Raw genomic sequence first — 13167 nt, forward strand, 5'->3', positions numbered from 1 at the left:
AGCGCGCGTCGCCGAGTCGATGTATGTCGACCGAGACCGTAGACGAGCGGGCCGGTCATCGCCGGAGTCTGACGGTCCTTTCCCTCACGACGCTTTCCGGTATCGCGGCCGCGCTCGTCTCCGCGACGCTCGCAAGCGCCGCGACGGACACCATCGGGCTCTATCCGCTCGCCGGCGCGATCGTTCTCCAGCTACCGCTGTTGCGCCTCCTCGGCGTCGATGTCGAGGACTTCGGCGTGAAAGACAACCTCTACGTCGCGTTCATGACGTTCTCGCTGTGGTTCGTGACGTGGGCGATCCTCCTGACGACCGGGGCCTCGCTGTAATGGCCGACGATTCGATCGCGGTGGTCGATCTCGATAGCTGCCAGCCCGACCGGTGTAACTACGAGTGTGCGAACTACTGCCCGCCCAACCGCACCGGCAAGGAGTGTATCACCACTCGGGGCGAGGACGCCGACGAGGGCGATCCCGATCAGATCCGGATCTCCGAGGAGATCTGTCTCGGCGAGACCTGCGGGATCTGCGTCGAGAAATGCCCCTTCGACGCGATCGAGATCATCAACCTTCCTCAGGAACTCGAAGACGATCCCGTCCATCGCTACGGCGACAACGCCTTCTCGCTCTACGGGCTGCCTGCCCCTCAGGAGGGCCGCGTGACCGGAATTCTGGGACCGAACGGGATCGGGAAGACCACCGCCGTCCGCATCCTCGCCGACGAGATCACGCCGAACCTCGGCCAGTGGGACGACGAACCCGAATGGGACGCGGTGATGGACGAGTATCGTGGTACCGAACTCCAGAACTACCTCGAAGAGCTCCAGGAGGGATCGGTGACGGTCGCGCGCAAACCACAGTACGTCGACCGGATCCCCGATCGTTTCGACGGCAACACCCGCGAACTCCTCGAACACACCGACGAGCGTGGCGTCCTCGACGACCTCGTCGAACGGCTCTCGATCGGACCGGTGATGGACCAGCCGATCGACTCCATCTCCGGGGGCGAGCTCCAGCGGGTCGCGCTCGCGGCGACGCTCGCTCGCGAGGCCGACTTCTACTTCCTCGACGAGATCACGCCGTATCTCGACATCGGTCAGCGGATGACCGCCGCGCGACTGATCGGCGAGCTCACCGGAACGGATCGGTCGGTGCTCGTGGTCGAACACGACCTCGCGATCCTCGACCTTCTCGCCGATTCGCTCCACGTCGCCTACGGCGAACCCGGAGCCTACGGCGTTGTCACCGGCCCGAAATCGGTGAAAAACGGGATCAACGAGTATCTCGCGGGCTATCTCGAAAACGAGAACATGCGAATCCGCCCGAACGCCATCGAGTTCGAGGAACACGCCCCGCGGACCGCGGCCGCGAGCAGCCCCTTAGTGGAGTACCCCGACCTCACGAAATCCTACGGCGACGGCGAGTTTTCCTTGACTATCGAGGGCGGCACGATCAACGAGAACGAGGTGCTCGGCGTGGTCGGGCCCAACGGGATCGGGAAATCGACCTTCGCGGAGCTTCTCGCGGGAGAGCTCGAACCCGACGAGGGCAGCGTCGACGCTCGACTGGACGTCGCGTACAAACCCCAGTACATCGAGATCGACCAGCCGATGCGGGTCGACGCCTTTCTCTCCTCGATCACGAACGACTTCGGGAGCTCCTACTGGGACACCGAGATCGCCCAGCCGCTCCAGCTCGAACGCATCATGGAGCAGAACCTCACCGACCTCTCGGGCGGGGAGCGCCAGCGCGTCGCGATCGCGGCCTGCCTTTCCGAGGACGCCGACCTCTACGTGCTCGACGAGCCATCGGCCCACATGGACGTCGAGCAGCGCGTTCAGGCCACCTCGGCCATCCGGCGGTACACCGAGAACCACGACGCTACGGCGCTCGTGATCGACCACGACATCTACATGATCGACCTGCTCGCCGACCGACTCCTGGTGTTCGATGGCGAGCCCGCCGCATCCGGCCATGCCGGCACGCCCGTCGGGATGCGCGAGGGGATGAACAGCTTCCTCGCCGATCTCGACGTCACCTTCCGGCGCGACGAGCGCGTCGGTCGGCCGCGGATCAACAAGCCTGGCAGCCAGCTCGACCGCGAGCAGAAACGGCAGGGCGAGTACTACTACGCGCCCTGAACTGCCCGAAGCGCGGCTCGAACAGCACCAGCGGACAGGCGTGTCTTGCTCTACGAACTATCGGTGTGATCCGTGGTTTTGTGCGGATGTTCCTCTGTAGTTGGAAAATACAGCGTGCGAGATGCACACAGCGTGTCTCAGCCACGGAACAACTGTGCATTTCTTCTCTCGGTTCACCAACCCTTGAACCGAGCGTCTTCTCGCTCCATGAACGACTCCGGAGAGGGAATGTCGTCAATATCTCTGTTTAGCACGTCGAGTACTTCGTCGGCTTGGAACTCTTGATAGCGTTCTTTTCCAGTTCGTTCCCAGAGCAAACCATCTTCTTCGAGAGTCCCAACGGCGCTGTTCGCTGCTGGAGGGGTCATGTCGATTAGCTCGGCAGCTCGATTTATACTGAATACTGGCTCGGTAAAGATCACTTCCACAAGTCTCTGTACAGAGAGTGCCGCATCCTCGTACTTTTCCTTGTAGCGGTTTCGGAGACGGAGCAGAAGTTTCGCACGGATGAACGCTTCGTCGGCTTGGATTTTCAACCCGTTGAGGAAGAATTCTAGCCACTCGCTCCATACTCCTTCTTCGTTGACTCTCAAGAGCAGTTCGGTGTACTCATCGCGGTTCCGTCGGATGTACGAACTGAGATAGAACAGTGGGTGTAGTAGGACATCTTCTGCCATCAGCAACAGTATGATCAGGAGACGGCCGACGCGACCGTTGCCATCGACGAACGGGTGGATGGTTTCGATCTGATAGTGAAGAATTCCAATATCGATCAGGTCTGGATAGTCCCCATCGGACTGGAGATAGTCCTCGAAATCCTTCATCCGCGATACCGCAATGTCTGCTTTCGGTGGAACAAACCGAACTCGTGTTCCGTATCCGTTTGTTGATTCCTTGATCCATGCGTAGTTTGGCCGAAATTCTCCCGGGAGCGGGTCCTTATCGTCGGTACGCCCCTTTTCTATTACGTTAGCGTGGAGACTCCGAATCAGGTCCAGAGACAGGTTTTGGCGCGATCGACCGGTCTCCGCGAGCTGTTTTGCAGCGTCGTTTAGCGCCGATACGTAGTTTCTTGCTTCCCGAACGTCTTTCGAATCTTCGCCCTTGACGTACATGTCCGAGACAGTGACTCTCGTTCCTTCCACTTGCGAAGATTATTCGGCTTCTTTATAGACAAACAATCCAAAGACGGCCTCTGGGTCCTCGATCTCGCTCCAGAATCCATCCAGTCGACCGAGTGCGTGCATCGCTCGACCGTATGCCTGGATTACGTCTTTCGATAGATCGATCTTTGGCGGGAGTGCATCCGGTTTGTAGAACTTAGCGAAGGGGACACGAGCGCTTGAATCGACAGGCCGGTAGACCCCTGGCGCTGGTGTATCGATGAGGTATCCGTCTTTCATTGGAACCCAATTGCTTCCCCTAATGAAAAGACTAACCCAAATTCGTTTTCTCAGAACCCACAATCGGTGCTAGAGCGAACACACGGCGAAGGTGGTTTACTTAGATCGAGCGCGGCTAGTCGATGAACTCCATGACAGAGACACTTTGCTTAGCAGTAGCTAATAAAATCGATCATGAAATAGCATGCTGTGGTCAAAAAACGCCAGGTCGTATACTGAACACACCCTTCGAATCGGTCACGTTGACCCCCTCGAATTAATTAACTATAATGATGGAAAGCACGAACACATCTTCGAACCACTACAATCCACCGGCAAGCGCCGGAAGCCTCAAGCGAATCGAGTCGTAAACGCACGTGTATACATGGCCGAAACGGCGACCAAGCACGTTCGGGTGTCGGAGAAGACCTATGAGCGACTGAAACGCCGAAAGCGCGCCGAGGAGAGCTTTGATGACGTGCTCGAACGGCTGCTGGATGACGACCGGGACCTCCTGGCCGGGTTCGGCGCAGCGGCCGAGCGGGATGGGAAAATGGCGGACGTTCACGACGCTACCCGACGGGCATCCGCCGATCGGATCGAGCGTTTCGCTGCCGGCCGCGGTGACGAGGAGTGAGGGTTCTCGACGCCTCGTTTCTGATCGACTACGAACACGGGGTTGCAGCGACCAGGGAGTATCTGCTCGACCACGCCGACGAGGAGTTCGTCGTCCCTGCACCCGTCCACACCGAGTACCTGCTCGGAGCGGTCCACGTCGACGGCGGGACCGACCTGCCCGCTGCACGCGCCGAACTCGCGTGGGCAACCGTCCGACCCACGACCGAGCGGACGTCGAATCTCGCGAGCGAGGTCGCCGACGAAATCGATCCGCAGGGACCTCGTTTGACCGCTGTCGACGCGCTCGTCGCCGGCACCGGCCGCGAGCTCGGCGCGCCGGTGGTCGCCGGCGACGGCGATCTCACCCATCCCGAAACGAAGGCCGTCCTCGATGTCGACGAGTATCGCTGATCACACCGATACCCAGAAACGCTCACTGACGGCCGAAAACGGCCGTTTCACCACGTCTCTCCTTGGATAGCGTTTTCACATTTTCGGCCGTAGACGACGTATGCGAGCGTACAAAGCGAAGGCAGTCGAGCGCATCGAACTCCCCGATCGCGAGACGCGCGAGCGCCACCTCCGTGAGGCGGGCTACAACGCCTTCGAACTCGACGCCGATGCGGTGTTCGTCGATCTCCTGACCGACAGCGGGACCGGGGCGATGAGCGACGAGCAGTGGGCGGCGCTACACCGCGGTGACGAATCGTACGCCGGCAGCGAGAGTTTCCAGCACCTCGAATCCGCGGTCGAAGACGTGATGGGCTTTTCGCGCATCGTCCCTGCCCACCAGGGCCGCGGCGCGGAGAACGTCCTCTACGGCGCGCTGCTTGCGGAGGGCGATTACGTCCCGAACAACACCCACTTCGACACGACCCGAGCGCACATCGCGAACGCGGGTGGCGAGCCCGTCGACTGCCCGATCGAGAGCGAGTCGGGGGACGCATTCCAGGGAAACCTCGATGTCGATGCGGTTCGGGAGCTCGCGAGCGAGGTCGGCGCAGAGCGGATCCCCGCCGTCGTCGTCACGATCACGAACAACTCGCTGGCCGGACAGCCCGTCAGCATCGAGAACCTCCGTGCGGCGCGCACCGTCGCGAACGACCTCGACGCACGGCTCATCGTCGACGCCTGCCGGTTCGCCGAGAACGCCTACTTCGTCACGCAGCGTGAGGCCGAGTTCGAGGACGAAAGCGTCGCCGACGTGGCCCGCGAGCAGCTCGCGGTCGCCGACGCGATCGTGATGAGTGGGAAGAAGGACGGCCTCGCCAACGTTGGCGGGTTCGTCGGCGTGCGCGCGGACGACGACGAACTGTACGAACAGGCCCGACAGCGTGGAATTCTCTACGAGGGTTTCTCCACCTACGGCGGGATGGCGGGCCGCGATCTCGAAGCGATGGCGGTCGGGCTGCGCGAGGCGGTCGAGAAGCCCTACGTCGAATCGCGCGTCGAGCAGGTCGCCGAACTCGGTGAGTTGCTTCAGGAGGTCGGCGTGCCGATCCGCACGCCGACCGGCGGTCACGCGGTCTACGTCGACGCTGGCGCATTCCTGCCTGAAATTCCCCGCGAGGAGTTCCCGGGCCAGGCGCTCGTCTGCGCGCTCTACCGCGAGGGCGGCGTTCGTGGGGTCGAACTCGGCGAACTCGCCTTCCCCGGAACCGAACGAGACCAGCTCGTCCGGCTCTGCCTTCCCCGCCGGACGTATTTCCGGGACCATCTCGAACACGTCGCCGAGACGTTCGCGGCGGTCGCGGAGCGCCGCGATGAGCTCTCGGGGTACGAGATCGTCGACGAACCCGAAATGAAGGAACTGCGCCACTTCAGCGCCGAACTTCGACCGATCGAGTGAGAAAGACGGTGCGGTGAGTCGTCTACCGGGCGGTCAGTCGACGACCTGCTGGCAGTCGCCGCAGAGGTGCTGTCGTTTGACGTCGACCTCGCGTACCGTCGGCGAGAAGTTCATCACGCATCGGTCGTCGTCGCAGTGTTCGAGGCCGAGCGTGTGGCCGATCTCGTGGACGACTTCCTTCCGGACGCGCTCTGAGAAGACATCGTCCTCGGTGCGTTCGGAGCGGCCGCCGTCGGCGGGTGTCTGGAGCCGGTAGGTCGAGACCACGCTGCCGTTGCCCGAGAGGTAGGCGAGCCCGAACACGTAGTTGCGCCGGCGGTAGAAGAGATCCTGGGTGGTGAGAGCGATGTTCTTCTCGGCCGCGCCGACCCGACCCGCGAGTTCGATGAACGCCTCGGCACGGTACTGCCCGCGGCCCTCGTCGTAGGCGTCAGCCGGGAGCGAACGGGCGTCGTGGAGCGTGGCGTCGCAGTCGTAGACCGATCGGAGCCCGGCCGAGGCTGCCCGCGTGATCGACGCGGGGACGTCGCCGACCGGCACGATGTCGACGTGCATGCGAAGGGATTAGGACTCCCCAATCATAAACACCCCGACGTGAACCCCCTCACTCGCGCCCTCGCCGCGCGCCTCGCGGAGTTCGATCGGCTCGTCGAGGTCGGCGTCGGCACGCGAACCGGACTCGCCGGTGCGCTCGCCGACACGGGCGCGACCGTGACGGCGACTGATATCCGTTCGTGTTCGGTACCTGACGGCGTCGCGTTCGTCCGCGACGACGTGACTGACCCCACCCTCGAAACCTACGCCGACGCCGACGCGATCTACGCGCGCAACCTCCCGCCCGAACTCCACCGGCCGGCGCGCGATCTCGCACGAGAGGTCGATGCCTCGTTTCTGTTCACTACGCTCGGCGGCGAGTTCCCGACCGTGCCGACCGCGACCGAAACCCTCCCCGGCGGCACGCTGTTCCGGGCGACCGAGCGCGGCCCTGTCGGGAGCAGACGAGGCGAGAACGTACGGGCTCCCGACCGACGGGGCGCACGCGGCGACGCGGGGCGAGGACGGGGCGAGCGCGCATGAGAGGCGATGCGGTCGTGCTCGATGTCGACGGTGTGCTCGTGGACGTCGCTGACTCGTACCGCCGGGCGGTCGTCGAGTCGGTCGCGACGGTGTACGACGAGACCATCGAGAGGGACGATCTCCAGGCGTTCAAGGACGCCGGCGGGTTCAACGACGACTGGGAACTCACTCACGCGGTCGCGCTCCACGTCCTCGCGTCGCGCGAGGGCCTCGACATGACGATCGACGAGTTCACGGATCATATCGCGGGAACGGGCGGCGGGCTCGACGCCGCCGAGACGGTGGTCGCGGACAGTCTCGCACCCGCCGAACGCGAGCGCGTGCTCGCGACGTGGGGCCGCGACCGACTCCGCGATGTCTTCCAGCAGCGCTATCTCGGGCGCGAGCTCTACCGCGAACTCGAAGGCGGCGAGCCGGAGCCCGAAATCGCCGGTGAAGGATTCATCAACGATGAGCCCACCCTCGTCGATCCGGCGACGATCGACTGGCTGACGACCGATTTTTCGATCGGCGTCCTCACCGGCCGTCCGGCCGCCGAGGCCGACATCGCGCTCGACAGGGTGGGGCTCGACGTGTCCGACGACCATCGGTTCACGATGGACGACCCCGCGCCCGGCAAACCCGATCCGACGGCACTCGTCGCGCTCGCCGAGGCGTTCGACGCCCGGCGGACGGTCTTCGTCGGCGACACGCTCGACGACGTCCGGACGGCAACGAACGCGAACGAGACCGACCCCGACCGCGAATACCTCGGCGTGGGCGTGCTGACCGGTGGACTCACTGGCGAACGCGGCCGCGAGAAGTTCGACCGAGCGGGTGCGGAGGCTGTGGTCGAGACGGTGAACGATCTCGACGGACTGCTGGAGCCGACGTAATCGGCCATCCCTGCTTGGTGCGAGCCGGATTTCGAGCGGCGTCGTGAGCTTGCGGGTCACACCGTCGAAACACATATTCACCAATCAAACGGGACAATAGCATGGCGAAGTCGCGCTTTCGACAGTTCTTCACGATGTCGCTGGCTGTCGTGGCGCTCGAGTTCTTCCTCGGCGCGGTCCTCGCACTACCCGACCCGTTCACACAGCTCTACTACACGATCCCGGTTTTGGTGGTCGGCATTCCGTACTCGTACTGGCGTGTCTATCGCGACGAGGGCGGCGGACACCCGATCGACCACGGGTGACGCTCGCAACGCTTATTCGCCACACGGAGAAGGGTACGCCATGCGGATCGCACTCCTCGGCGGCACGGGCGACATCGGCGAAGGGCTCGCACTACGATCGACGCGCGACACCGACCACGAGATCGTCGTCGGCTCGCGCGATCCCGAGAAGGCCCGCGATCGCGCCGCGGTCTACGAGGACGAACTCGCGGGTCGCGGCATCGACGCGAAGGTAAACGGGTTCGCGAACCCGATGGCGGCCGATCGTGCGGACGTCGCGGTCGCGTGCGTTCCGGCCTATCACCTCGCCGACACCGTCGAGGCGGTCGCGGATTCGCTCGACGACACCATCCTCGTGAGCCCCGCGGTCGGGATGCAGCGCGACGAGGGCGGGATGCACTACAACCCGCCAGGCGTCGGGAGCGTGACCGCGCTCGCAGCCGACGCCGCGCCCGAGGATGTCCCAGTCGTGGGCGCGTTCCACGGCCTCGCCGCCGGTCGGCTCGCGGACCTCGATTCGGATCTCGGCTGGGACGTGCCCGTCGTCGGTGACGACGAGGCCGCGAAAGCCACCGTGACCGCGCTCGTCGACGCCATCGACGGGCTTCGCGGGCTTGACGCCGGCCCGCTCGCGGCCGCCCCCGAGGTCGAGAGCCTCACACCGCTGCTCATCAACGTCGCAGCCAACAACGAGGGTCTCGCTGACCTCGGCGTGAGGTTCGATTGAAACGGCTACTGCGCTACTGGGATCGATCGTCCGCTCAACTCCTTTCTATTCGCCGTTCTCCTGAGCGTCGACGACGGCGACACCAGCGAGGTTCACGATGTCTTTGACCTCGTCGCCGCGCTGGAGGACGTGAACGGGTTTGTCCATGCCGACCAGCATCGGGCCGATGGCGTCCGCACCACCCAGCCGCTGGAGCAGCTTGTAGCCGATGTTGCCGGCCTCCAGATTCGGGAACACGAGGACGTTCGCCGGCCCGTCGAGATCCGAGAAACCGTAGGTACCCTCCAGGATATCGTCGACGACGGCGGTGTCGGCCTGCATCTCGCCGTCGACCGGGAACTCCGCGCTGGGATCGTCGCGGAGCTGTTGTGCAGCATAGCGAGGCTTGCGAGTCCCTTCGTTGTCGACGCTACCGAAGTTCGAATACGACAGCAGGGCCGCCCGCGGCTCGACGTTGAACCGCCGGGCGAGGTCGGCGGTGTGGCGCGTGATCTCGGCGAGCACGTCCGCGTCGGGGTCCTGGTTGACGGTGGCGTCGGCACAGAACACCACCCGGTTTTTGAACGCCAGCATGTAGACTCCCGCTGCGTACTCGGCGTCGTCGGCGGTGCCGATCAGCTGGAGCGGCGGCCGGAGCGCCGACGGGTAGTCGTGCATTAGGCCGGTCAACATTGCGTCGGCGTCGCCCATCTCGACCATCACACTGCCGAGGTGGTTCTCGTCGCGGGCGAGGTCGGCCGCTTCGGTGCGGGTGACGCCCTTGCGCTTTCTGAGCTCGTGGATCCGATCGGCGTAGGATTCGAGGTCGTCTTCGTAGGGGTCGACGATCTCGGGCTCGAAGTCGAATCCCAGCGACTCCATCGTGGCCCAGATCTGGTCCCGGTCGCCGATGAGGACGGGCGTGGCGATGCCCTGCTCGGCGATCTGGTGGGCGGCACGGATCATCTTCTCGTCGTCGCCCTCGGCGAGGACCACCCGCTTGGGATCGGCCTTCGCTTTGTTGAGGACGACGCGCATCATCTCACGGGATTTGCCCAGCCTGGCTTCGAGCTCCTCGACGTACTCCGTGGTGTCGAGCTCCGTCCGGGCAGCACCGGAGTCCATCGCCGCCCGCGCCACCGCGGGCGTGACCTCGAAGAGGACGCGGGGATCGACGGGTTTCGGGATGATGTAGTCGGGGCCGTACTGAAGTGGTTGGTCGCCGTAGGCTTTCACCACCGCGTCGGGCACGTCCTGCTGGGCGAGCTCCGCGAGCGCCTCGGCGGCGGCGACCTTCATGGCTTCGTTGATCTCGGTGGCGCGGACGTCGAGCGCGCCCCGGAAGATGAAGGGGAAGCCCAGCACGTTGTTGACCTGGTTGGGGTAATCCGACCGGCCGGTCGCCATGATGACTGTATCGTCGCGGGCGGCTTTGGCCTGCTCGTAGCCGATCTCAGGGTCGGGGTTGGCCATCGCGAAGACGATGGGATCGCTCGCCATCGAGCGTACCATCTCCTCGTCGACGAGTCCGCCGATCGACAACCCGACAAAGACGTCCGCGCCCGCCATCGCGTCCGCGAGATCGCCCTCCGGAACGTCGCGAGCGAACTCGCGTTTGAACTCGTTGACGTCGCCATGCTGGGCGCGTTCTTCGGTGATGATCCCCGAGGAGTCACACATCGTGATGTTCTCCTTACGCGCACCGAGCGAGACGTAAAATCGTGCGGTGGCGATCGCGCTCGCGCCCGCTCCCGAGAAGACGATCTCCAACTCCTCGAGGTCTTTGTCGGCGATGTCGGCGGCGTTCAGCAGCGCCGCGCCGGAGATGATCGCCGTTCCATGTTGATCGTCGTGAAAGACGGGGATCGACATCGACTCTCGCAGGCTCTCCTCGATCTCGAAGCATTCGGGCGCGCTGATGTCTTCGAGATTGATGCCACCGAAGGTGGGCTCCATCGCTTCGACGGTTCGAATGATCTCCTGGGGGTCGGCCTCGTCGAGTTCGATGTCGAAGACGTCGATATCGGCGAAGCGTTTGAAAAGAACTCCTTTCCCCTCCATCACGGGTTTGGAGGCCTGCGCGCCGATGTCGCCGAGGCCCAACACTGCCGATCCATTGGAGATAACGCCCACCATGTTCCCTTTGGCGGTGTAGGTGTAGGCATCGTCGGGGTCGGCGGCGATCTCCTCACAGGCCGCGGCCACCCCCGGCGAGTACGCCAGCGAGAGGTCTCGCTGGGTATTGGTGGGTTTGGTGGTGGCGATCTCGATCTTGCCCGGCGGCTCCTGTCGGTGGTACTCCAGCGAGTCCTCGTCCAGTCCCATGCCGACCCTCTTCGGGGACGGGGTAAAAAATCTATCCGAAAGCGATTTTCGACGATCGACGAACTACGTAGTTCGTGCTCCGTAGCAGAACGCCGACGGCATGGTGACGGTCAGCGAGGATATGGTTGTTTTTCTGATGGAGGAAGTCGTCCGGCGAGTCGGTTTCTCCGTGGGTTCCGACAATTGGTTGGACAAGGATAAGTGCGCTCAGGACGGAGTTCCGTCGATGGGACTCCGATTTCGGCACCTGGCTGCCGTCACCACCGGCATGACGTTCGCGCTCATCCTGCTCGGGGTGTACACCGCCGCGGCGGGCGCGGGACTGTCGTGTGGGGCGCGGTGGCCGCTGTGCAACGGCGCGGTGTTCGGGCTGTTCCCGGCGAACTGGCCGAGCTTCATCGAGTGGTTCCACCGCCTCGTCGCGATGATCACTGGATTCTTCATCCTCGGGACGACCTACGTGGCGTGGCGGGACGGGAAGAGCCGCCGGACCCGCATCGCGAGCACGGTCGCGCTCGTCGTGCTGCCGGTGCAGGTCCTGCTCGGCGGGGCCACCGTGACGATCTACACCGCGCTGGTCCAGGTAACTCACCACGCCGCCGCCCTCGTGATCTTCGCCGCCCTGATCGCCACCACCGTGTGGGCGTACGAAACGCCCGACACCAACCCAACGAGCGCCGGTACCGCCACCGGGATGAGCGCTGACGACTGAGGCGCTCCCCGATCCTGTTTCTCGCCGTTCGGTCGCCCGGCGCTGAACTAACATCCCGTTTTTGTGATCCAGTGTCCAGGGTCGCTCGTCGATGCGCGTTTCTGGAAACGCTCTCGTCCGACTCACGGAGTGACGCCGGCGAAAGGTTGAAACGTTCGTTATCCTCACGCAGGGTATGGATCGTAACGATCTGACGACGCGACGCGGGTATCTGAGGGCGACTGGCGCGGGTGTGGCGGCACTATCGCTCGCCGGCTGTGTCGGTGGTGGTGGCGACGGAAACGGTAGCGATGGTGGAAACGAGAGCGGTGGCGGTGGAGGCGGTACCAACGGTAGTGGCGGCGGGGACGGCGGCAACGGAAGCAGTGACAACGCGAGTGACGGAAACGGCAGTGGAAGTGGAAACGAGAGCGGTGGCGACGGGAGTGACGGGAACGAGAGCGGTGATTCGGCCGAACAAGAGACCATCGTGATCGGCTCGGACATCCCGTACAAGCCGTTCGAGTATCGCACGAACGACGACGAACTCGTCGGGTTCGACGTCGGGATCGCCGATGCGGTCTTCGGCGAACAGTTGGGCATGACGCCGAACTTCAAACCCACCGCGTTCGACACCATCATCCCGTCGCTCAACAACGGTAACTTCCGGGTCATCATGAGCGCGATGACGATCAACGACGAGCGCGCACAGAAGGTCGACTTCTCGAACCCGTACTTCACGGCGTATCAGACCATCGTCGTGCTCCAGAACAGCGATATCTCCGCGAAGGAGGACCTGAAAGGCAAGAGCGTGGGCGTCCAGAAGGGGACGACCGGCGAGGGCGCTGCCGAGGGGTTGAAAGAGGAGTTCGACGGCGACCTCACCATCCAGTCCTACGACCAGATCCCCGGCGCGTTCAGCGCACTGAACAACAACCAGGTCGTCGCGGTCATCAACGACAACACCGTCAACGGCCAGTTCGTCGACGAGAACTCGGACATCGCCCGGTTCGTCGAGGGCGAAGGCGAGGCCGCCGATCAGGGCAAGAACGCCCCGCCGTATCTCACCCTCACCGTCGAGGAGTACGGTATCGCCTTCCGGAAGGACGACGATGACCTCAAAAAGCGGGTGAACGAGGCGATCGCGACCATCAGGGACGACGGCACCTACGAGGAGATCTACAACGAGTACTTCGACGCCTGAACCACCAACAGCTATCACT

At 63.8% G+C, this 13167-nt stretch carries 15 protein-coding genes; 11 read left to right on the top strand and 4 right to left on the bottom strand.

The annotated features are described in order from the left end of the window. Window positions 1-23: 23 nt before the first annotated feature. Window positions 24-326: a hypothetical protein gene (locus tag PHA81_RS10710; protein ID WP_005038924.1), complete on the top strand. Its 303-nt coding sequence runs from the start codon at window positions 24-26 to the stop codon at window positions 324-326. Continuing rightward, on the top strand, window positions 326-2137 hold the full coding sequence (locus PHA81_RS10715) for a ribosome biogenesis/translation initiation ATPase RLI (RefSeq protein ID WP_273836765.1): 1812 nt from the start codon (window positions 326-328) through the stop codon (window positions 2135-2137). Before PHA81_RS10710 ends, PHA81_RS10715 begins: the two co-directional genes overlap by 1 nt. A gap of 173 nt (window positions 2138-2310) precedes the next feature. Here the strand turns inward: PHA81_RS10715 and PHA81_RS10720 are convergent, their stop codons facing one another. Then, complete coding sequence (locus PHA81_RS10720; RefSeq protein ID WP_273836766.1) at window positions 2311-3252, bottom strand: Fic family protein; 942 nt, start codon at window positions 3250-3252, stop codon at window positions 2311-2313. Window positions 3253-3291: 39 nt separating this feature from the next. Then, on the bottom strand, window positions 3292-3540 hold the full coding sequence (locus PHA81_RS10725) for a hypothetical protein (RefSeq protein ID WP_273836767.1): 249 nt from the start codon (window positions 3538-3540) through the stop codon (window positions 3292-3294). A gap of 364 nt (window positions 3541-3904) precedes the next feature. On the opposite strand from PHA81_RS10725, the gene PHA81_RS10730 reads away from it, so the two are divergent. The 3 genes from PHA81_RS10730 to PHA81_RS10740 all read left to right on the top strand — a co-directional run bounded on the left by PHA81_RS10730 (window position 3905) and on the right by PHA81_RS10740 (window position 5986). Then, a complete protein-coding gene (locus PHA81_RS10730) occupies window positions 3905-4156 on the top strand; it encodes an antitoxin VapB family protein (RefSeq protein WP_273836768.1) in 252 nt (83 codons plus the stop codon). Next, on the top strand, window positions 4153-4548 hold the full coding sequence (locus PHA81_RS10735) for a PIN domain-containing protein (protein WP_273836769.1): 396 nt from the start codon (window positions 4153-4155) through the stop codon (window positions 4546-4548). Before PHA81_RS10730 ends, PHA81_RS10735 begins: the two co-directional genes overlap by 4 nt. 100 nt (window positions 4549-4648) lie before the next feature. Further along, entirely contained in the window at window positions 4649-5986 is a 1338-nt protein-coding gene (locus PHA81_RS10740; RefSeq protein ID WP_273836770.1) for a tryptophanase, read from the top strand. 33 nt (window positions 5987-6019) lie between these two features. On the opposite strand, the gene PHA81_RS10745 is transcribed toward PHA81_RS10740, so the two are convergent. Continuing rightward, complete coding sequence (locus PHA81_RS10745) at window positions 6020-6541, bottom strand: archaemetzincin family Zn-dependent metalloprotease (RefSeq protein WP_005043787.1); 522 nt, start codon at window positions 6539-6541, stop codon at window positions 6020-6022. 39 nt (window positions 6542-6580) lie between these two features. Here PHA81_RS10745 and PHA81_RS10750 point away from each other — a divergent pair, with 39 nt between their 5' ends. The 4 genes from PHA81_RS10750 (at window position 6581) to npdG (ending at window position 8949) form a co-directional block, all read left to right on the top strand. Beyond that, window positions 6581-7063, top strand: a complete 483-nt coding sequence (locus PHA81_RS10750) for a UPF0146 family protein (RefSeq protein WP_337958929.1) — start codon at window positions 6581-6583, stop codon at window positions 7061-7063. Continuing rightward, the gene (locus tag PHA81_RS10755) at window positions 7060-7938 is read left to right on the top strand and encodes a TIGR01548 family HAD-type hydrolase (protein ID WP_273836771.1); all 879 of its coding nucleotides are present in this window, start codon (window positions 7060-7062) and stop codon (window positions 7936-7938) included. The genes PHA81_RS10750 and PHA81_RS10755 overlap by 4 nt, the downstream gene beginning before the upstream one ends. Window positions 7939-8039: 101 nt before the next feature. Further along, window positions 8040-8243 carry a hypothetical protein gene (locus tag PHA81_RS10760; RefSeq protein WP_273836772.1) on the top strand — a complete coding sequence of 68 codons (204 nt, stop codon included), beginning with the start codon at window positions 8040-8042 and terminating at the stop codon, window positions 8241-8243. A 40-nt stretch (window positions 8244-8283) separates the two neighbouring features. After that, on the top strand, window positions 8284-8949 hold the full coding sequence (npdG, locus tag PHA81_RS10765) for an NADPH-dependent F420 reductase (RefSeq protein WP_273836773.1): 666 nt from the start codon (window positions 8284-8286) through the stop codon (window positions 8947-8949). A 45-nt stretch (window positions 8950-8994) separates the two neighbouring features. On the opposite strand, the gene PHA81_RS10770 is transcribed toward npdG, so the two are convergent. Further along, complete coding sequence (locus PHA81_RS10770; protein ID WP_273836774.1) at window positions 8995-11253, bottom strand: NADP-dependent malic enzyme; 2259 nt, start codon at window positions 11251-11253, stop codon at window positions 8995-8997. Window positions 11254-11479: 226 nt separating this feature from the next. Here PHA81_RS10770 and PHA81_RS10775 point away from each other — a divergent pair, with 226 nt between their 5' ends. After that, window positions 11480-11965 (top strand): COX15/CtaA family protein, encoded by a 486-nt coding sequence (locus PHA81_RS10775; protein ID WP_049910184.1) that lies wholly within the window; start codon window positions 11480-11482, stop codon window positions 11963-11965. Between the two features lie 175 nt (window positions 11966-12140). Then, a complete protein-coding gene (locus PHA81_RS10780; RefSeq protein ID WP_005043796.1) occupies window positions 12141-13148 on the top strand; it encodes a basic amino acid ABC transporter substrate-binding protein in 1008 nt (335 codons plus the stop codon). Window positions 13149-13167 lie beyond the last annotated feature (19 nt).

Origin of the sequence: Halococcus sp. PRR34, from assembly GCF_028617175.1 — an archaeon.
Lineage (GTDB): Archaea > Halobacteriota > Halobacteria > Halobacteriales > Halococcaceae > Halococcus > Halococcus salifodinae.